The organism is Bifidobacterium stellenboschense (genome assembly GCF_000741785.1).
Lineage (GTDB): Bacteria > Actinomycetota > Actinomycetes > Actinomycetales > Bifidobacteriaceae > Bifidobacterium > Bifidobacterium stellenboschense.
The window spans coordinates 1-18,767 of sequence record NZ_JGZP01000005.1 but is presented as its reverse complement, the minus strand read 5'-3'; the positions used below and the strand labels follow the sequence as shown (position 1 = coordinate 18,767).

Genomic DNA, 18,767 nt, shown 5'->3' with positions numbered 1-18,767 from the left:
AATACCCCCTGCCGGCTCGGCCGGCCCCGCCTTGGACCGTTCCACCTCGCCTTCCACCAATCTACAACATGACGACGCATCCTCGGTGCAACAAGCGAAGCACGGCGATGTTGCCCACGCCGTGGTCTACACTGAGAACGGAATCGCGGTGGTCAGTGCCGATGCCGCGTACCGGGAGAGCGAAGGGGCATCATGGATCTATCACCGTACTATCGGCAAATCGATAAGCTCACCGAACGCATCCACAGGCTCCGTCGCGACATCGACAAACTGGACGACATCCGCTACCAGATGCAACGCGAACAGCAGGAACGCCATCAGATCATCGAACGGATGTCGGCATCCGCGGCGCGCTTCGAATCGATTCCCCACGTCAAATCCGCGAAGGCGCTGTTCGATGGCTTCCGTTCCGGCATGGACGCAAACCTGAGACCGCATCTCGATGAGAACTACACGAAGATCAACCAGCAGCTGATTCGCGACATCTTCCAGCGCGAGGACGAAATCATGGAATTGCGCAAGCGCATCGCACGACTGGAGGAACAAATCGCCGAAGAACGTGAACTGGAACGACGCCGCGTGGAACGCGAACGCGAGGAACGCGAACGCGAAGCGGCGGCGGCCAGGAGAGGATGAACCATGACGAAGACGATCATCGCGGACGCCGAATTCGCACAGGCCGCCGAGAAACTGTTGAACGCGGCGAGCACGCTCAACGGAATCGCCGACAGATACCAGAAACTCATGGACGTCTCCGGGACCGAGATCTTCGACACCCCGAAGATACGGGACTCGTTCCAATCGCATAAAGCGCAGGTCGGCAAGGCGATGAACGCCATGATCGATGCGATCCAGCCGTTGGATCGCGGCACGCACGCGTTCCTCGAAGACATCGACGGCATCGACCAATTCGTATACGGGGAGTGACGACGGCCGGCGGCATGCCTGCCACGACGGTCACGATACAAGCGGGAAGGGAGACTCCATGGCGGAGGAGATCATCGTCAAACCACAGAACCTCGACGATTGGCTGTCCGAGGTCGCGGTGCTGAAAGCCCTGGCCGAAGGCTACCGGCATATCGACCTGGGATTCTCGCACAGCGAGGGCACGGGAAGAACAGCGCTGGAGGAAGCGGCGGCGGCATTGGAATCCTATGCCGCCGCGCTCGCCGACCTGCTGGACCGTTCGATGCGTCTCGCTGCGGAATCGTCGCAACGGTTCCAACAGTCGGATGCCGAGGAGGCGGGGAAGATCAATGAGTTGGGCGGGTAGACGACGGCTGGCGGCATGCGCCGCGGCATTGGCGACGCTCGTCGCCATCGCCGCGGGACTCACCGGATGCGCTCCTCCCGCATGGCTCACGCATCACGCCGATGCGGATGCGAACGGGGCGGGCGCCGGCGGTAGCGGGACGTTCTCGAACTGGCCGCCATACGCGAAGAAAGGATACGACATGGATGTCACACCCACAGCGAGGCAGATCTCGATAGCGAAGGCGCTGCTGAACGATCGACAGGAGCGGGACGCGAACGTCGCCGGCATGAAGGACGGTTGGCCCGACTCGCAACTGTTCCGTCTGGTCACGCTGGCGGAGACGCTGCTTGACCGGATGTCGGAACGGTATGGCGTGGAATTCCATGCATCAGAAGGATTTCACCGTCCGGAACTGCTTGACCCGACATGGTGGATCAACGTGACGCCCGCATCGGGGCCGTTGCAAGGCGACGTGTTCGAAGTGGATTATGTGGAAGGCAATGGTACCGGCGGGAACGATTCCGGTCCGTATGTCGCGGACACGTATTTCACGGCGCTGCGCCGGGACGACTACAACGGTCATCTTACGGAACGGATCGACCGGTTCCTCGCGGCGCATCCCGATCTCGACTGCGTCTACCGGATCAGCGACCCCACCGGTCCGAAGAACGAGACCCAATGGCGATTGTCGCCGTCCGCCGCAGTCGACGATCTCGCCTCGTATTTCGTTGGCGGCACGGAGATCTACATCTCCCCGGAAACCGTCACGGACCGTGAGCGGTTCGCCACATTCGCATCGGCGTTCATCACCGCCATGCGGAAAGACGGGCTGGACGTCCACTACGAGATCGCGCAGATCACACGCATCGACGGCGACGCATTCACCGTTGAGACCGCACGGGACGCCATGCGCCATTCGACGGAGACGCCCGCATGGGACTCCTGGTATACGGGAGGATTCACCGCCAGCGCGGACGCCTCCGCCCCCGAGATCATCAAGGACGGTGAATGATCATGGCCGTGGACGCGCGTGACCTCGCCGTACTGACGCATCTGACCTATCTCGATCCCGGCAACTCGTTCATCAACGACAAGGATCTCGGTCTTGACTCACCATGGTCGTCGAAGAACATCAACAACAGCATCGGCAAACCGTTGTCGAAGATCCTCATCGGATACGATTCGAGTCTCAAACGCAAAGGCGACGACTCCGATGCCGGCAGGACCACAGGATCCGAATGGGCGCGTTCGGTCAGCAACGCCCGCACCGATCCGGATCTGAAACGGCTGATACTGGTGGACGCGATGGGCAACGGCACGACCGGTTCCATGGCGTTGACGTTCCGTGACCCGACGACGGGTGCCACGTATGTGATTTTCAAAGGCACCGGCGAAGGCGAGTGGGAGGACAATCTCGCGGGCACTCACGAGATGGATACGGACGGGCAGCGTGAAGCCGCCGACTACGTGCGCAGGATACATGAGAAGTATCCGGGCAAGCTCGTGGTGGCGGGCCACTCCAAAGGCGGCAACAAGGCCATGTACTCCACGGTGGCCACCGGCGTGGTCGACGAATGTTACTCCTTCGATGGTCAGGGATTCGGCCGGAATTTCCTCGACTTCTACAAGAAGGAGATCGAACGGTACAGGAACCGTATCCACGCCTACAATCTCGATAATGATTTCGTCAGTCCGCTGATGCAATCGATAGCCGGAGACATCCACTATGTCAAAGGGAATCGCATCGGCATGGATTTCGGGAAGCTCCATTCCCTCGCGGCGTTCTTCGATAAGGATATGAAGATCAGCGAGACGGAGCAGGGCGTCATCGGCAAGGAGATCGGACGGTTCACCGACCATGTGCTGAACACCGTCTCCGATGAGAACATGGTGCGGCTGTCCGGGTACATCGGCGTGCTCGCATCGTTGATGCTGTCCAAAGGCATGAGTTTCACGGATGCGATAGCCGAAGCCGAACGGCGGTATCCGGGAGGTACCGTGCTGTTAGTCGCGGCCCTCTCCACCTACGACCGTCTGGATGAATTCATGGCGGCCATCGGCCGGGTGTTCGGTCCGACCGGCAGCCGGACGGCGGGATCCGCGATGAAGGCATTGCAGATTGCGGCCAACACGTATATCGCTTCGGGAAAGAAGAACGTCAGCGTGGACTTCTATGCCGGCTCGCAGGACGTGCGTGACTTCTCCGAAGAGACGGAGCGGAAGTTGCTCGGCATCATCGACGATATCGACGGCGAGAAATGGTGGGACGTAACCAAATGGGACGTCGGCTACCGATTCGAGAACTGGACGGGGCACCTGACCATCGGCAACTATCGCAACGACATGCAGCAGTATTGGCGTAAACAGATGGACATCAAAGGCACCAAGGCCGAGGACATCAAGAGCATCTTCTCCAAGGCGCGGGAACGAGAGAAGCAATATGCGGCGGAGGTCCGCCGGCAGGCCGAGGCTATCCGGAACGCCGCCGGACAGCTCGACGCGATTCTCTGACGATGAGCAAGGCGACACGCAGGAGTTCCTCGTATTTCGGCGCTCGCGCCTCGCTCATCGTCCCCAGTTGTCGTAGACGGTAACGACGATTACGGGCGTGTCTCATCATCGACGATGTTGGCCTTCGCCTGTGCGATGAGGCGGAACGAATAAGCACCAACCGCTGATCGAGCAGATCGAATCCGCCGATGACGTTGTTCAGGCCGCGAATCACCATGCATCCGAAGATGTTCAGCGTGCCCAGAGACATCACCGTTCCACCGACCATGGTGTTCCGTCGGCTCCTGCATGAGTAGAACAACGCGTTCTTCACGTCGTAGTACAGGGCGGGCGATGAGGTTCCTCCGTAATGAATCACTCCGATGGGAACGAAGTCACGCCAACGTCCAGCGTCTACGCGGGAGTCGCCTCGCCTATCGTCACTTGGCATCCGGATTCCAGCCGAGCGCGCGGCCGACGATCTCGTACATGGTCTTGACGTCGCCGCTGTCGGGTTCGTCCACGACGATCACCCGATGACCGTTCACATCCTCACATGCGAGCCGTCCCGACGTGACCCGGGCGGCGAACCCTTCGCGAATCAAGGTCTCGTCGCGGCTGAACGCGGCCGGATCCGACCCGTTGAACGCGAGATCGATGATGAACGCGGTCGGATGAAAGTCCATGCCGATCCGCACCGGATTGTCATACCGCAGCGTGTACGCCTGAATCCCTCCGTACGGGCGTGGCACGGCCATCCAGTTCAGCACGTACCGGTTCACGCCGGTCGTGACAGGCGGCACGGGCGGCAGCAGGAGTCCCGCGTTGGCCGCGTATTCGGCGAGATGGTCGTCGGTGCGCGCGTTCACAGTCACGGAGTTCGTGATGGCGGTGGCGTCCACGCCGCTGGACATTTTGAACGCGCCCGGGTCGCCGATGGTCGGCTCGTAGCGTGCGCCCACCGCGCGGGCGATGCGTTTCACCGTCTTCGCCGGCCATTCGTAGGTGACGCCGACGCTCACCTTGCCGGCGGCACGTCCCTGCGCCTTCGCACGTCCCATGCGCCGCACCAGGATGATGAGAAGGACGACGAACAGGATAATGACGGCGAACACGCCGCCCACGATCGCGAACGGAATCCACAGATCCTGCTCCGTCATCGGCCTGCACTTGCCGTTCACGCACACCTCGCCGTCGATCGCCGGATCAAACGCCTTGGCAAGCGCCGCGGTCGTCGCGGCGCCAATCGTTGTAATCATCGTCGCTCTCCCATTCAGCGCACCGTGACGCTCTCGATAATCGCATGAATCCGCTTGAGATCATCCATCGTGGTCGGTCCGGTCGCCGTCGCGATGAACGTGACCACGTCGACGACGCTGCCGCGATCCACGAGGCGGGAGGCGGCGACGCCGGCGAGACGCCCGATACGTTGATGGGTGTACACGTATTCGGCCACCGCCCAGTCCTCGCCGTCATGGTTGCGGCCCTGGTCGTCGGCGATCACCTTGCCGTCGCCGAGCGAATCCACGTATCGCATGAGCTCGGCGTGCGCCTGTTTGACGGTGAAACCCGCATCGCGCCGATCCCAGCGGACCACGATGTTCGGCGAGAATCCCTCCTGACGGCGGTCGATCAGTCCGAACAGGTGGTATTCGGGGTGGAAGACGCTCCAGCCGTCCGGAATGTCGAAGTCGAAGTGGGGAACGTCGGGAATGAGTTCGTTCGGAAAGGTTGCCATGATGTTCGCTCCTGTATTGTTGTCCGTATTGTCCAAGTGCCGTGATCGCCGGTGTCGGCTCGTCACGTCCTGCGCGTCGAATCGTTCTAGTTAACGAGTGTACTGACGAAGTTCTTGGCCGACTTCGTCCACCAGTCCGGATCGACGGATATGTCGAAGCCCAAGCCTCCGCCGACGCCCAGGGTGGCGGACGCCTTGGCGCCGAAATGCCATTTGCCGTCCTCGCCTTTGCCGATGTTGACGCCGGCCTTGGCACCGGCTCCGGCCGAAGCTGATGCCTCGCCGCTCAATGTGAGGCCGAAGAACGAGACCGAGCCGTCGGCTTTCGCTTCCGCGCCGGCGAACGCGTCGACGTTGGCATCGACGCCGTCCTTGTTGACGGTGGCGGTCGCGTTCGCCCTGCCTCCTGCGAACGCCTTGCCCTCCAGCTCCGCGGTGCCGAGATGGCCTATGTTCCCCTCGGCTTTGCCGCTGGCCTCGGCGCCCGCCTGCACCGACGCCTCGGCGCTCAGACCGTTGCGGTCCAGCGTAGCGGAGGCATGGGCTTCCGCCCCTACCTTGGCCTCACCGGTCGCCTTGCCATGCATCTTGAGACCGAACAGGTTGACTTCGCCTTCCGCGGTGCCGTTCATCTGCACCAGCAGGTACTCGGCGTCGGCGGAACCGTCCGCGACGAGATTGCCGTTCTCGTCGATGTAGATCTTGCCTTCGGCCATCGCCTTCTTGACGTTGAATTCGATGTCGCCGTCAAGGCTGCCGCTCGCACTGGGCTTGTACGCGTCAAGGAGCATCTGGTTGGTGGCGATGCGGGCCTTGTTCATCATGCCTTCGTCGATGAGCTCCTGGGAGAACAATCCACCGTAGGTGCTTTCGAACGTGGATACGGCGGCGGAGAACGCCTTCCATCCCGTGTCGAGCGAGTCGAGCTTCTGCCGTGCCGAGTCGTAGGCGGTGCCCAACGCGTCCAACGCGTCGATGATCGTCTGTCGTTCGCCGCCGAAACCGTCGAGACCGGCGGCCGTGTTTCTCGCGCTTGTCGCGGATTGCCGCAACGCGGCGGCGGCTTGCGACGCATTCGACACGTTGGCGCCCACATTGGAGTTCGAGTCGCACATCACCGTGTCCGCATCGGAGATGGATGCGTCGATGGCGTTCATCATCGTGTCGCGTTTGGAGGCGACATCGTCCTTCAGTTGGCTTTGCGCCTTATTGAGATTGATGGATAACTGGTCGAGTCCGCTGTGGAGCGCGTTCAACGAGGTTTCCAACGAGATGAACGCCGAATCGGCGGCGGCCGTCCATGCGCCGTCGCCGCTTTCGATGATCGTCTTGTTGTGTTTGTGCGCCGCGTCGAATGATTTCTTGGTATCGGTGACGCAGGTCTTCACCGCGGTGGCTGCCGCATCGACGTCGGATAGGTGGACTTTGAACATGGCTGCTCCGATCACTCGTCCTCGTCGATGGTCATTTTCTTGGTCCGGTTCCGTTTCGGATCGGACTTGTGGCCTTGACCGTTCTTGTATTCGTATTCATACGTGGTGCTGTGTTCGTAGGTGCCCTTGCCGCTCCTGATCTTCTTCGCCTCGCCTTCGTCGGCGGACTTGAGATGGTCCAAGGCGTCTTTGATCAGGATGCCGTAGTTGGCGATGCTGGTGGCATGGTCCTTGAGCTTGTCGATGCCACTGGTCAGCGCCTTCTTCAACGCGGTTCCGGCTTCCCCCTCCCATGTTCCGATATGTTCGTCGGCGCGTTCCAGTTGCCGCGTGGCCTTCCTGACCTCTTCGGCTACGGTTTCGAAATTGCTTTTCGCCTCTTGTGCGACTTCGATGTCGATTTTGATTTCGTCGGGCATGGGTCAGTTCCTCATTTCCCGGTAAAGGTCGTTGATGGTGTTCTGCACGGATTGCACGTTCGATCTGGCGGTGCTGAGATTGTTGTTGGCGGATGTCAACTGCGACGACAGGTTGCCGCGTTCGCGTCGCAGGCGTTCGATGAGACGCTCACAGGCGGAGATCGCGTTGCCGATACGCTCCGAGCCTTGGCTGTTGAGTTTGCGCAGCGCCTCGACCACCGAGGATTCGCCTCCAAGCGCTTGGGAGAGCATACCGCCCGTGCTGTTCAACGATTTGTCGAAGTCCTCGTTGGCCTTGGCTAGCGGTTGCAGGCTGTTCGTCTTGAATTCCTCTGCGGCGCGTATCGCCTGGTCCTTCGCATCGAGCTGCGACGTCAGCGTGCTGACCTGATTCGTGTATTGGCTGATGGAGTCGCGCAGTCCCGCACGGCGTTCCGCCAGCGAATCTATCCTGCGTTGGATGTCGCTTTCCCTGCTCATGGTGTGTTCTCGTTTCGTTGACTTCGGTGTCACTCAAGTCTGATGGACACGTATGCACGCGCCGTCGTAGGCGCGCGCATACGTGCCGGATTCCGCCTTCCGGCGGTCATCCGCGGTGATGGTGAATCGAACCGTTCAGCCGCGGAACTGCTGGGCGATGCCCTTATCGGTGTCCTCCAGCCGCTGCGCGGTGTTGCGCAGGGCGTCGGCGATTTCGTGGATGAGGTCACGGGCCTGTTCGAAGCCGGGGCGCAGCTGGTCGAAGCGCTCCGCGTAGGCGGTGCTGGACTCGCCTTCCCATTCCTGCTGAAGATCGCTGAGGTAGCGGTTCATCGTCGTGATGACGTCGTTGACCTTGTCGCCTTCCACATCATAGTCGTGCGCCTTCGTGCGCATCTGATCCGGGGTGATCCTGATTGTTCCTGCCATCGTTGGCTCCTTTCGTTCGCGCCACATTGCTGCGACGATTCCTCCGGCCGCACGGGCGTACGGCCGGAAATCCTGTTGTACGCACACGGCCGGGCCGTCCTTGCGGACGTGCCCGGCCGTGTTGCGGTTACTCCCTATCGAACGGGTTGTTGCGGTAGGCGAGTGACTTCCTTCTGCGACTGATCGCGACGATCGCACCGGCGATCGCGGCGATCACGATGATCACGCCGAAGATGATCGTATTGCGGATCCAGGCGGTGCTCATCGCGTACTGCCACCAGTTGGAGGCGATCGTGATGTTGTCGTAGACGGCGGTCGACTGGTTGCCGGCCTTGTCGACGGTGGTCACGGTGATCTCGTGACGGGCGCCGTCGGCGGGCAGACGGAACGTCGGCGTGCTCTTGAGGAGCGTGTTGCCGTTCCACGTGGCCTGCGTCTCGCCGTCCACGGCGATCTCGGCGGAGGCGACCTGCAGGTTGTCCTTCGCGTCGATGCCCACGTTGCGGCCGTTCTGGTCGAGGTAGACGTTGCCAGAGGTCACGCCGAGCGCGGCGGAGGTCGGGGCGGTCGTGTCGAGCGCGAAGTTGACCTCCGCGTTGGACTTGCGGTCCTCGTCCTTCTTCTCCATCGTGTTCTGCGACAGGTTGCCGGCCTTGTCCTCGGAGGTGAGCTGCACGCGGTAGTAGCCGTCCTCGTTGAACTGCTTCGCGGGGATCGTGTACTCGGTGCGGCTCCAGCCCTTGTCGTCGGTGGTCTTCATCGTGAAGTCCTTGTCGGCGAGCTGCTTGGCGGAGGCGTCCTTGGCGACGACCACGTGCGACTTGCCCTGGTCGAGGCCGGACACGTTGATCTCGCTGACGGTGACGGGCTGCGACTTCTTGATGAAGGCGCCACGCAGGTTCTGCGTGCCCGCGGTGAACACGTACGTGGAGCCGAAGCGGTTCGCGGAGAACGTCTTCTGCGTCTTGTACGTGTTGCCGGCCATGTCGGTGGCTTCGGCGGTCAGCGTGTACACGTCGTCGATGTCGACCTTGCGTTCGAAGTCGGCGAAGTCGACGACCTGCGAGTTGTCCGTGTCCTTCGTGGTGGACTGCGGGAGCTTCTTGTCCTTCAGTTCGCCGCGGTGGGCACCCTTGAGGGTCCACTTGACCTTGCTCATGTCGATGTTCGTGTCGTCCGTGGTGATGAGCGGCGCGACGGTGCCCGCGTACGCGGTCTTGTCCTCCACGCGGTCGATCTTGATGGACGGCTTGGTCTTGTCGATCACGAACTCGGGCTCGCTGACCTCCTGCGCCACGTTGCCGGCGAGATCGGTCGCGGTCGCCTTGATCGTGTAGTGGAGCTCACCGGTGAAGGCGACGTGGTTCGTCCACTCGGTGGACTCGCGCTCACCGCCCGTGCGGACCCAGCCGGACGCGCCCGGAGCGGGCTGGTCGGCCTTGTTGTCGTCCTTCGCGGTGGTGGTGATCACCGACTCGGATTCGGAGAAGTTGCGCTCCACCTCGCGCACGGTGGCGTTGCGGTCGGCCGAGTAGTACATGCCGTTCTTAACGTTGTTGTTGTCGAACGTGAGGGTCAGCTTCGGGGCGACCGTATCGACCGTGAACTCCTCGTGGATCACGTTGGAGGCGTGGTCGCCCGGATCCGTGTAGGAGGCGTCGACCGTCCAGTCGCCGTCCTTGTCGGCCTTGAACGTGGCGACGTAGGTCTTCCTGTCGCCGCTCGGGTTGCTGAAGGAGGCGACGCCGTAGGTGCGCTTCTCCCCGTCGACCGTGGTGGTGACGATTACGCGCGCCGGCTCGTTCTTCAACGAGAAGTCGAAGTTCGATTCGACGAGCGTGACGGTGCCGGTACGGTGCGCCTTGTAGTACTTGCCGTTGCGCACGTCGTTGTTGTCGTACGCGATGGAGATCGTCGGCGCGACCGTGTCGATGGCGATGCCTTCGACGCCCTTCACGTTGTTGGCGGCCTTGTCGCCGTTCACGCCCTCGTACTTGTTGAGCGCGCCGGTGTCGACCGGGTTGCCGGCCGCATCGGTGAGGGCGATCGAGGTGTTGCCGAGCGTGAGACGCTGGCTGTCGCCGTCGAAGCTGAAGCTGATCGAACCGGCGGCGGTGGTGCCCGCGTAGACGGCGGCCGGGGCCGGATGCTCGCTGACGTCGGAAATCCACTTGTCGAAGCCGAGCTGCGAGAACGCGACGCTCTCCTCGCCCTTGCTGGCGCAGTCGTGGGTATCCGGGCTGTTGGTCGCGGTGGCGGAGCAGATGCCGGAGATCGGGTCGTTGACGCCGTCGAGCGTGACGGTCACGCCGGTGGTCGCGAAGATCCAGTTCCACTTGGCGGGGCTGGTCACCGAGGAGGTGAGGTTGCCGAGCTTCGGAGCGGTCCAGTCCATGACGAAGTCCTTGTTGGCGTTCTTCTGTTCCGGACGCAGACCGTTGTAGGTGAGGTTCAAATGATACTTGCCTTCGACTTCGTCGTTGTTGCCCTTGAGCTCCACCGGCTGGTCGGCGAGCGTCCACGTGTAGCCGTTCTGCTTCCACGTGCCGTCAGTGACCTTGAGTTCCTTGACATCGGTCACGCCGGTGTTCGGGTCCTGGGGCGCGGTGTCGCCGGTGCTGCCGGCGAGCACGTTGGTGTGCAGCTTGGTCAGCTTCTGGTACAGCGGGAACCACTTGTCGGTGATCTCGTAGGTGGCGCGCGTCTTGCCGCGGTAGTAGTAGCCGGGTTCACGCGACTCCGGGTTGCCTTTGACGTCGTCGACGATCAGCTTCGCGCTGTTGTCGTCGTTCACGTCGGCGACGATGGCGGTGTAGTTGATCTTGTCCTTCACCGGGGCGCTGAGGATGGAGGCGGTCTTGCGCTCGTTGCCGGCGACGTCCTTGACGTTCACCGTGATGTCGTTCAGGTCGTAGAAGCCTTCCTGATCGAGCGTGATGGTGAAGACGCCCTTAGCGGGGTCGTAGTCGTCGGCCTTCTTGTCGGTGACGGCCTTGCCGATTTCCTTGCCTTCAAGGTCGACCGGGGCGGGCACGGAGAACGTCACCGACCGGTCGTCGATGCCGGAGGTGCCGACCTCGTTCTTGACGTTGTCGTCGTCACGCACGTTCTTGGCGGACTGGCCTTCCGGCAGGAGATCCTTGACGTACAGCTTGATCTGCTGATTGCCGGCGGCCGCGTACACGTCGTAGGACTTGCCCTTGACGGTGTACCCCTTGACGAGGGACGTGCCTTCCACGCCTTCGGCACCGGAGATCTTCGAGATCTCGGGGGCGACCTCGTCGAGCGTGAACTTCACGTCCTTCGGGGAGGCGAGGAGCACGACGGCGCCGTCCGTAAGCGGGGCCTTGATCGTGTAGTTGCCGTTGGTCTGGGTCTTGCCCGCGGCGATCTGCTTGGCGAGCGGGACGAACAGCTTGTTCAGCTTGGCGCCCTTCCACGTGAGCGTGGCGGCCGTCGTGTCGATGTCGGCGTCGCCGATGGTGGCGCTCAGGCCGTTCTCGTTCTTGGTGGAGTACTGCACCGAGCTGCCGTCGAACACGTTCGTCTTGCCGTACTTGGCCTTGAGGATGGCGGTGCGGAACGCGAAGGCCGGATCGTCCTTCACCTTGATGGTGACGGATTCGATGTCCTTCGTGTAGTACTGGCCATTCTCCTTGACCGACTTGCCGTTGACGAGCGTCTCGGCGGTGCCGTTGGACTGGCTGACGGCCAGCTGGTCGGGGATGTCGGTGACGCCGAGCTGCTTCTTGATCTGGGCGAGGGTCAGCGTCTGCGAGTTGGCGTTCGCGCTGGTGGTGATGTCGTTGTCGTTGGTGAACTTCTTCGCGTTGTCGGACACGGTGATCTTCACGTCGGACAGCTTGTAGATGCCGTCGCCGTTGTCGCCGAGCTTGGCGGTGTAGGTGCCGTTGCCGCCCTGGAGCTTCAGGTCTTCGGTCTTGGACTTGCCGTCGAAGCCTTCGACGGTCACCTTGGCGGTGACGTTGAGCAGGCCGGCGACGTTGGCGTCGTCCTTGGTCTGACCGCCCTTGTCGCCCTGCTTGAGCGCGGCGAACAGGTCATGGGCGGAGAAGGAGATCTCACGCGAGCTGTTGGCGAGCACGTGCTCCTCGCCGTTCACGGTGCCGGTCAGATCGTTCTTGCCGGCCGTGTACTTGAGCGCGGTGATCGACGGTTCGACGTTGTCGACGCCGAGGGAGAAGGACTTGTCGGCGACGGAGTACCTGCCGTTGACACGCTTGCCGAGCAGCTGGCGCATGGCCTTGTTCGTGTTGAGCTTGGTGGTGTTGAGGCTCACCGTGTACAGGCCGTTGTCCGTGGCGGACATGAGGTCCTTGGCGTTGGCGGCGGGCTTCAGCGTGATGATGTAGTCGTCACCGCTCTTGACATAGGAGTCAAGCACGACCGAGCCATAGTTCTTGGCGTCGGCGTTCGCGGCCAGCGTGCTGGTGAGGACCGGAATGTTGGTCTTGTTCGCGGCATTCCAGCGCTTGGTGAAGTTCTTGTTGCCGCTCACCTTGATCTGGATGGTCGGGGTCTTGTCGCCCTTGAGGTAGATGGCCTTGTCGGCGGCGACGTCATACTCCTTGCCGTTCACCAGCAGCGTGGTGGCGACCTTCGCGTCGGCTTCGGCATCAGCGATGGTGATGGAGGTGACGTCCTTGAGTGGGCCGTTCGCATCCAGCTGCTTGACGAGGTCGGCGACGGACTTGGACGGGGTCACGTTGCCGGTCTGGTCTTCGACGGCGATCTTGATGTCGGACAGCACGTAGGTGCCGGGCTTGTCGAGCGTCAGCGTGTAGGTGCCGTCACCGTTGTCGACGAGCGCCTGGGCATCGCCGGAGCCGATCGTGGCGGTGACCTGCTTCACGCCGGCGGTCTTGCCGGTACCGTCGCTGCCGTCGGGCAGCAAATCCTTCGCGGTGAACACGAGTTCACGCTTGACGTCGCCGTCACCGGTGCTGAGGTCTCCATCATCAACGGAATCCTCGGCACCGTTGTTGCGGTATTCGAAGCCGGTGACGGTGGCCGCGGTGTCATCGAACAGGAACGTCTTGACGTTGCCGGTGAACGGCGTGGCGATCGTGATCGTGTGGTTGCCGTTCTTCTGCGCTGCGGCGAGACCGTCGAACGCGGTGGTGCCGAGGGCCAGCGAGAACTTGCCGTCCTTGCCGGTGGCGGCGCCCGCGGTCAACGTGTACGAGGCACCGGTATCGGAGACGCCGTTGGCGACGATGACGTTGCCATTCTGGTCCTTCGGCAGGTTCGCGACGATCTGCTTGAACCACGGGGAGGTGGATTCGAGCTTCACGGCGGTGACCTTGTTGGTCTCGGCGGCGTCCGGATCGATGGCGACGGAAGCGGTGAAGTCCGAGTCCTTGTTGGCGGAGGTGGAGACGTACAGCGTGGTGTCGCCGAAGTCCAGCGTGCCGGCGGCCGCGGTCTTGAACTCGAAGGGAGCCGTGTTCTCGGCGTTGTCGGTGGATTCGACGGTCGCATTGGTGAAATCGTAGGCGCCCTGCTCGTTGAGTGTGGCGACCCAGCTGCCGTCCGTCTGCTGCGTGGCTTCGATGGCCTTGTTCTCCGCGTTGCCGAGCGTGCCGTCCGCGTTGAGCTTGCTGAACTGCGCGTTCACAACGACCTTGGCCACGCCGCTGACGTCATCGGTGGTATCGACGACGATCTGCGGGGCGGACTGCGTCGCGTTCGCGTAGAGCACCTTGCCGTCCAGCTGCTGGGTGCTGTCCGCATCCGTCGACAGCGTCACCTTGCTGATGGTCGGCGCGACGTCGTCAACGGTGAGATCGTTGATGGCGTTCGGATTGACGTTGTTCAGGTACGTGATGGCCTCATTGGTGAGACGGAGCGAGTACTTGCCGAGCTTGAGTTCCTGATCGAACGTGAGTTCGAACTCGTTGTTGTTCTTCTTCTGAAGGTTTGCCGCGGTGTAGCTGCCCTTGACGTCGCCGTTCGCGTCGACGACCTCGACGAGGGCGTTGTTGCCCATCTGCGTCTTCATCAGTTCGACGCGCTTGGCGAAGTACTGATCGTTCTTGTTGGACAGGGTGATGCCGCTGATGGAGTTGTAGGTGCCGCCCTTCTTGAGGTCGCCGGTCACGCCGAACGCGATCTTGCTCTTCTCGGCATCGGCGGTGGCGACGATCACCTTGGCGGCGTTGAAGCCGTCGGCGCGGGTGATCGTGTCGAGCGCGACCGGGTCGGAGACCAGTCCGGCGTTGTCGGTGACGGTGACCTGGTACTTGCTCAGGTCGTAGGTCGCATCGGCGGCGAGCGTCCAATGGTAGGTGCCGTCGGTGTCGGCCGCGAGGTCGGTTACCTTCTTGCCGTCCTTGTCGAGGATGGTCACGGCGGAGACGCCGGCGGTGTCGTCGGCGGGGGTGATGGTGAGCGCGTGGTCACCGGTCACCAGCCATTCGTTCGCGTCGTCCTTGAGCACCGTCTCGTTGGCGGCGAGGGCGATGCCGAGCTTGGCAGGCTTGACGGGCTTGTCATTGTCGATGGTGAACGTCGCGGAGGACTGCGCCGCACCGGCGCCGAGCGCGGTGCCGTTCAGCGCCACCGTGTAGGAGGCGTCCTTGGCGAACGCGTCTTTACCGGCGGCCGCGGCGTCGATGGTCAGGGAGTACTTGCCGTCCTTGGTCTGCGCTTCCGCGGCGTCGCCGAAGTTCGTGGACCCGACGGTCAGCAGCTGCGGCTTCGGGTTCTGCGCGGCGAGGATGCGCATGCGCTGGGCGAACAGCGGGTTGGCGTTGGCGATGGTGAACGAGTTCACCTTCTTGGACAGGGTGTTGCCGTTCTTCACCGGCGTCGTATCGGCGGTGAGCGTGGTGGCCTTGCTGGCATCGGTGTCGACGACGAGCTTGGCGACGTTCTTCAGCGTGGAGCCGGTCGTCTTGCCGGCGAGCTCGCCGAGGTTGACGGTGGCGGACGTCTTGCCGCTCGCGTCGAACGCCTGAACGTTCAGGGAGGCAAGGCTGTAGACGCCATCGCCGGGCGTGAACGTAAACACGCCGTTGGCGTCCGGGTTGGCGACGATGCCCTTGTCGGCGGGAATCTGCGCGCACTTCGTGGTATCGCCCTGCTCCTGCGCGGTGGCGCAGGCGGCCGTGCCGTCGAGGCTGTACCAGCCGGACACCTGCACCTGAGCGGCGCCGGCGGCCGTGATCTTCACGGACCAGCCGTCGCCGTTCACCAGATCATAGGTGACGTCCTGATCCTTGTTGTTGGCGTCCTTCTCCTTGAACGTGGCGGTGTAGGCGGAACCGTCGAGCGTGGCGGCGCTCGGCGCGGCCACGCTCGCGGCATCGCCGGAGCCGGTGCCGGTGTTGCCGTCGCCGGAACCGGTGCTGCCACCGGCGTTCGTGCCGTCGGAACCGTTCTGCGTGCCGTCGCCGGTGCCGTTCGTACCGCTCTGCGTATTGTCGCCGGTACCGCTCGTGCCGTTCGTACCGGTGTTGCCGGTACCGTCGGTCTTGCCGGTGTCGCCGGTGTTCGTGCCGTCGGCGGGCGTCTGGGACGTGGTGGCGTCGCCGTTCGTGCTCGCCGGGTTCGCGTAGGCGACCACGGCGTTCGTGCTGGCGATCATCGCGATGGACACGACGCCGCCGAGCAACGCCTTCCACAGCGTGCTACTGGCCTTCTTCGGGCCGGTGGAATGTTCGGTATTCGGATTCATCACTTGTTCTTCCCTCCACGTACCAGAATGGTGCGGGATTCATCATCGTCGTCGGTCGCGTGCTGGTCGGTCTTGCGGAACTGCATGAGCGAGGTCTCCCCCTCGTCGGCGAGTTCGGCGGCCGACGCCATGGCGACCGGGATCTCCACGAAATGATCGTCCAAGTTCGGCGCATCGAGCTTGGCGCGGGAGCCGAGCACGGTGGATTCGCCGTCGTCCGCGATCGGGGACGGCTCGTCGGCCTGGGACCTGGACTTGGGCGCGGACGTGCCGCGCGTCTTGCCGGACTTGCCGGCGGGCTTGGCCGCACCGCCGTGCGCGTGCTTGCCGGCCGCGGCGGAGGCGGCCTGCGGGGCGACCTTCGCGCCCGCGCCGGCACGCGTCTCGTCATGCGGCTCCTGCGATTCGCGCGTCTCGCCCGGGTTCGTCGGGAACGAGCCGGAGCCCGTGCCGGTGACCGGACGGAACTCGATGTCGCTCGAACCGGTGCCGGTGCCGGTCGAACCGGTGCCGGTGCTGCCGTCGGACGCGGAGCCGCGCTTCGCGCCGCGCTTGCCGATGCGCGCGAACTCGTCGGCGTGCTGCCACTGGCCGCGGCGCACGTGCCGGAGGTCCGCGATCTCGCGGGCGGCGGTGCGGCCGCTCAGCGCGTCACGCACGGCGCGGATGTCGAACACGCGGTACAGCACGACCGCGACGACCGCCAGCACGATGGCCAGCGCGAGGAAGACGACCGCTAGGGTCCTGAAGGTATCGGCGTTCACTTGGCATCTCCCTTGATATCGACGAAGGCGTTGTTGATCGCTTCGATCGTGGGTTGATAGGCCTCGACGGCCTCCTGCTTGGACTTGTCCTGCGCGTCGGTGGTGGGCTCGACCTTGACGGCGAGATCGTTGGCCTTGCGGGCCAGATCGGCCATGTCACGCTGTCCGATGCCGTCGGCGCGGAACTTGCGCGGGTAGACGCGCAGCGCGTCGAGCGCGAGGTTCGAGGCCTCGAGGCGGATCACGTCGTTGTTCTCCTGATCGGCGGAGCCGACGAGATCCTTGAGCTTGGTGAAGTACGGCTTGTACTTGCCGCCGTCGTTGCCCTCGTTGATGAGCGGCACGATCTGCGTGTTGAAGTCGGCGATGTCGGCGTACATCTTCGCGACGGCCGCGTTCTTGTAGCCCTTGTCGCCGGCCGCGTTGTGCATCCACTGCGAGGCGGCACGGATGCGCGCGTAGCGCAGCGGGTCGGTGTCGGACGAGGCGCCGGCGGACTTGATGCGCGAGCCGGAGTAGTAGTACCAGTACATGCGGCCGGTCGCGTAGCTCAGGTCGGCCCACGCGTTCTCGTCCTTCGTCAGGTCGGAGGCGTGCGTGGTGATCGCCGTGTTGTACGTGCGCTCCTCCTTGTCGGAGAAGCTGCCGTCGGCCGTATAGCGGGCGATGAGCTTCTTGTACGGCTCGATGCTGTCCGGCTTGATGTCGATGGCCTTCAGGTAGGCGTCCTGCGCGGCAGTGTCGTCGGAGTTCTGCGCGCCCTGCGCCATCCAGTAGTCGTAGTCGGTGTTCTGCGCGTGGTTCGCCAGCAGCATCATGCCGCCGGAAAGCGCCAGGCACACGACCGAGGCGATCGCCGTGCCGAGGAATCCGCGCCACTTGGTGAGCAGCGCGTTGCGGTGGGCGGTGTCCTCCTCCGCGTAGTGGCGCAGCGCGTACGCGAACTCGGCGCACGAGTTGTAGCGTTCGTTCGGATCCTTGCGCGTCGCCTTCGCGATCACGCGCTCCAGACCCTCGCTCAGTTCCGGACGGATCTGGCGGATCGGCACGATGCCGTTCTTGCGCGGGTGCGAGCCGGTGAGCAGGTAGAACAGGGTCGCGCCGAGCGCGTAAATGTCGGTGCGCTGGTCGACGACGCCGTTCTCATCGAACTGTTCGGGAGCGCCGAAGCCCGGCGTGCCGAGCTGACGGTTGTCGCCGATGAGCGGACGCTCGCCCTTGCCGATCTCCAACGCGATGCCGAAGTCGATGAGCTTGACGGAACCGTCCGGCGTGAGCATCACGTTCGACGGCTTCATGTCGCGGAACACGACCGGCGGCTTGCGGCGGTGCAGGTAGTCGAGCACGTCGCACAGCTGGATGCCCCAGTCGACGACGTCCTCCTCCTTCTGCGGGCCCTCCTTCTTGAGCAGGCTCGACAGCGTCTGGCCTTCGACGAAGTCCATGACGACGAACAGCGAGCCCTTCTCCTCGATCAGGTCGACGATGCGGGGAATCGCCGGATGATCGAAACGCTTGATCATGTTCGCCTCGACCGTGAGGCTCTTGATCACCAGATCACGCTGGACGGGGTCGGAGACGTTCCTGATCTCCTTGATTGCCCACTGCTTGTTCAGCGACGAATCCAACGCCAGATAGACGGTCGACATGCCGCCCTTGCCGATCTGCGTCAGGATGCGGTAGCGCTTGCCGACAAGCGTGTTTTCAGCCACCATACGCGCGGCCCCTTCTCAACTTCTCATCTCTAAGTTGCTCGGTCTCCATATACCTTCACGCCTTCGGCGGCGGGCACGAACATCCTCCACGCATGCCTCCGGCGACACTGAAGCCCACACTACCCCGGAAAACCGACAAATACGAGGGGCGTAAACGATTACGGACGGCCGCGGTGTCGTTTATGCGACATTCCGTAACACAACGGACCGTCTCACGTAACGAAACGGGCCGAACCTTCGGACGGTCTGTGGACCACCTCGGCCGGTCCGCGGACGGCCCGCCCGGTCCCGCGGACCACCCTCCGGCGCTACGCGCCACCTCCCGCCAGCGGGAGGAAACAATGC

The 18,767-nt window shown here is 63.1% G+C and carries 14 protein-coding genes; 5 read left to right on the top strand and 9 right to left on the bottom strand.

Annotated elements, in window-relative coordinates; translation table 11 throughout:
* The first annotated feature begins 192 nt into the window (after nucleotides 1-192).
* Genes BSTEL_RS02220 through BSTEL_RS02200 form a run of 5 tightly spaced genes read left to right on the top strand, consistent with a single transcriptional unit; the run spans nucleotide 193 to nucleotide 3,766 of the window.
* On the top strand, nucleotides 193-636 hold the full coding sequence (locus tag BSTEL_RS02220; RefSeq protein WP_034526637.1) for a hypothetical protein: 444 nt from the start codon (nucleotides 193-195) through the stop codon (nucleotides 634-636).
* Between the two features lie 3 nt (nucleotides 637-639).
* Nucleotides 640-927, top strand: coding sequence for a hypothetical protein (locus BSTEL_RS02215; RefSeq protein WP_034526634.1), 288 nt, complete (start codon nucleotides 640-642; stop codon nucleotides 925-927).
* A gap of 58 nt (nucleotides 928-985) precedes the next feature.
* Nucleotides 986-1,273, top strand: a complete 288-nt coding sequence (locus BSTEL_RS02210; RefSeq protein WP_034526631.1) for a hypothetical protein — start codon at nucleotides 986-988, stop codon at nucleotides 1,271-1,273.
* Complete coding sequence (locus BSTEL_RS02205) at nucleotides 1,257-2,267, top strand: hypothetical protein (RefSeq protein ID WP_156963125.1); 1,011 nt, start codon at nucleotides 1,257-1,259, stop codon at nucleotides 2,265-2,267. Before BSTEL_RS02210 ends, BSTEL_RS02205 begins: the two co-directional genes overlap by 17 nt.
* Nucleotides 2,264-3,766, top strand: a complete 1,503-nt coding sequence (locus tag BSTEL_RS02200) for an Mbeg1-like protein (protein ID WP_034526625.1) — start codon at nucleotides 2,264-2,266, stop codon at nucleotides 3,764-3,766. Before BSTEL_RS02205 ends, BSTEL_RS02200 begins: the two co-directional genes overlap by 4 nt.
* A gap of 419 nt (nucleotides 3,767-4,185) precedes the next feature.
* Here BSTEL_RS02200 and BSTEL_RS02195 read toward each other — a convergent pair whose 3' ends face one another.
* The 9 genes from BSTEL_RS02195 to BSTEL_RS02155 all read right to left on the bottom strand — a co-directional run bounded on the left by BSTEL_RS02195 (nucleotide 4,186) and on the right by BSTEL_RS02155 (nucleotide 18,422).
* On the bottom strand, nucleotides 4,186-5,004 hold the full coding sequence (locus BSTEL_RS02195; protein ID WP_034526622.1) for a hypothetical protein: 819 nt from the start codon (nucleotides 5,002-5,004) through the stop codon (nucleotides 4,186-4,188).
* A 14-nt stretch (nucleotides 5,005-5,018) separates the two neighbouring features.
* Nucleotides 5,019-5,483, bottom strand: coding sequence for a hypothetical protein (locus BSTEL_RS02190; protein ID WP_034526619.1), 465 nt, complete (start codon nucleotides 5,481-5,483; stop codon nucleotides 5,019-5,021).
* An 86-nt stretch (nucleotides 5,484-5,569) separates the two neighbouring features.
* Complete coding sequence (locus BSTEL_RS11310) at nucleotides 5,570-6,916, bottom strand: hypothetical protein (RefSeq protein ID WP_051922776.1); 1,347 nt, start codon at nucleotides 6,914-6,916, stop codon at nucleotides 5,570-5,572.
* Nucleotides 6,917-6,927: 11 nt separating this feature from the next.
* A complete protein-coding gene (locus tag BSTEL_RS02180) occupies nucleotides 6,928-7,335 on the bottom strand; it encodes a WXG100 family type VII secretion target (RefSeq protein WP_034526616.1) in 408 nt (135 codons plus the stop codon).
* A 3-nt stretch (nucleotides 7,336-7,338) separates the two neighbouring features.
* Nucleotides 7,339-7,815 (bottom strand): hypothetical protein, encoded by a 477-nt coding sequence (locus BSTEL_RS02175; protein WP_034526613.1) that lies wholly within the window; start codon nucleotides 7,813-7,815, stop codon nucleotides 7,339-7,341.
* Nucleotides 7,816-7,950: 135 nt separating this feature from the next.
* Complete coding sequence (locus tag BSTEL_RS02170; protein ID WP_034526609.1) at nucleotides 7,951-8,244, bottom strand: WXG100 family type VII secretion target; 294 nt, start codon at nucleotides 8,242-8,244, stop codon at nucleotides 7,951-7,953.
* A gap of 127 nt (nucleotides 8,245-8,371) precedes the next feature.
* Entirely contained in the window at nucleotides 8,372-15,943 is a 7,572-nt protein-coding gene (locus BSTEL_RS02165; protein ID WP_034526607.1) for an Ig-like domain-containing protein, read from the bottom strand.
* Complete coding sequence (locus BSTEL_RS02160; protein WP_034526605.1) at nucleotides 15,943-16,707, bottom strand: hypothetical protein; 765 nt, start codon at nucleotides 16,705-16,707, stop codon at nucleotides 15,943-15,945. Before BSTEL_RS02160 ends, BSTEL_RS02165 begins: the two co-directional genes overlap by 1 nt.
* Nucleotides 16,704-18,422 carry a serine/threonine protein kinase gene (locus tag BSTEL_RS02155; RefSeq protein WP_034526602.1) on the bottom strand — a complete coding sequence of 573 codons (1,719 nt, stop codon included), beginning with the start codon at nucleotides 18,420-18,422 and terminating at the stop codon, nucleotides 16,704-16,706. The genes BSTEL_RS02160 and BSTEL_RS02155 overlap by 4 nt, the downstream gene beginning before the upstream one ends.
* Nucleotides 18,423-18,767 lie beyond the last annotated feature (345 nt).

Bases quoted from the DNA above. Each gene is read 5' to 3' on its own strand.
- BSTEL_RS02215 (WP_034526634.1), top strand. From the start codon at position 640: ATGACGAAGACGATCATCGCGGACGCCGAATTCGCACAGGCCGCCGAG.
- BSTEL_RS02155 (WP_034526602.1), bottom strand. From the start codon at position 18,422: ATGGTGGCTGAAAACACGCTTGTCGGCAAGCGCTACCGCATCCTGACG.
- BSTEL_RS02200 (WP_034526625.1), top strand. From the start codon at position 2,264: ATGATCATGGCCGTGGACGCGCGTGACCTCGCCGTACTGACGCATCTG.
- BSTEL_RS02190 (WP_034526619.1), bottom strand. From the start codon at position 5,483: ATGGCAACCTTTCCGAACGAACTCATTCCCGACGTTCCCCACTTCGAC.
- BSTEL_RS02165 (WP_034526607.1), bottom strand. From the start codon at position 15,943: ATGAATCCGAATACCGAACATTCCACCGGCCCGAAGAAGGCCAGTAGC.
- BSTEL_RS02210 (WP_034526631.1), top strand. From the start codon at position 986: ATGGCGGAGGAGATCATCGTCAAACCACAGAACCTCGACGATTGGCTG.
- BSTEL_RS02220 (WP_034526637.1), top strand. From the start codon at position 193: ATGGATCTATCACCGTACTATCGGCAAATCGATAAGCTCACCGAACGC.
- BSTEL_RS02195 (WP_034526622.1), bottom strand. From the start codon at position 5,004: ATGATTACAACGATTGGCGCCGCGACGACCGCGGCGCTTGCCAAGGCG.
- BSTEL_RS11310 (WP_051922776.1), bottom strand. From the start codon at position 6,916: ATGTTCAAAGTCCACCTATCCGACGTCGATGCGGCAGCCACCGCGGTG.
- BSTEL_RS02205 (WP_156963125.1), top strand. From the start codon at position 1,257: ATGAGTTGGGCGGGTAGACGACGGCTGGCGGCATGCGCCGCGGCATTG.
- BSTEL_RS02170 (WP_034526609.1), bottom strand. From the start codon at position 8,244: ATGGCAGGAACAATCAGGATCACCCCGGATCAGATGCGCACGAAGGCG.
- BSTEL_RS02180 (WP_034526616.1), bottom strand. From the start codon at position 7,335: ATGCCCGACGAAATCAAAATCGACATCGAAGTCGCACAAGAGGCGAAA.
- BSTEL_RS02175 (WP_034526613.1), bottom strand. From the start codon at position 7,815: ATGAGCAGGGAAAGCGACATCCAACGCAGGATAGATTCGCTGGCGGAA.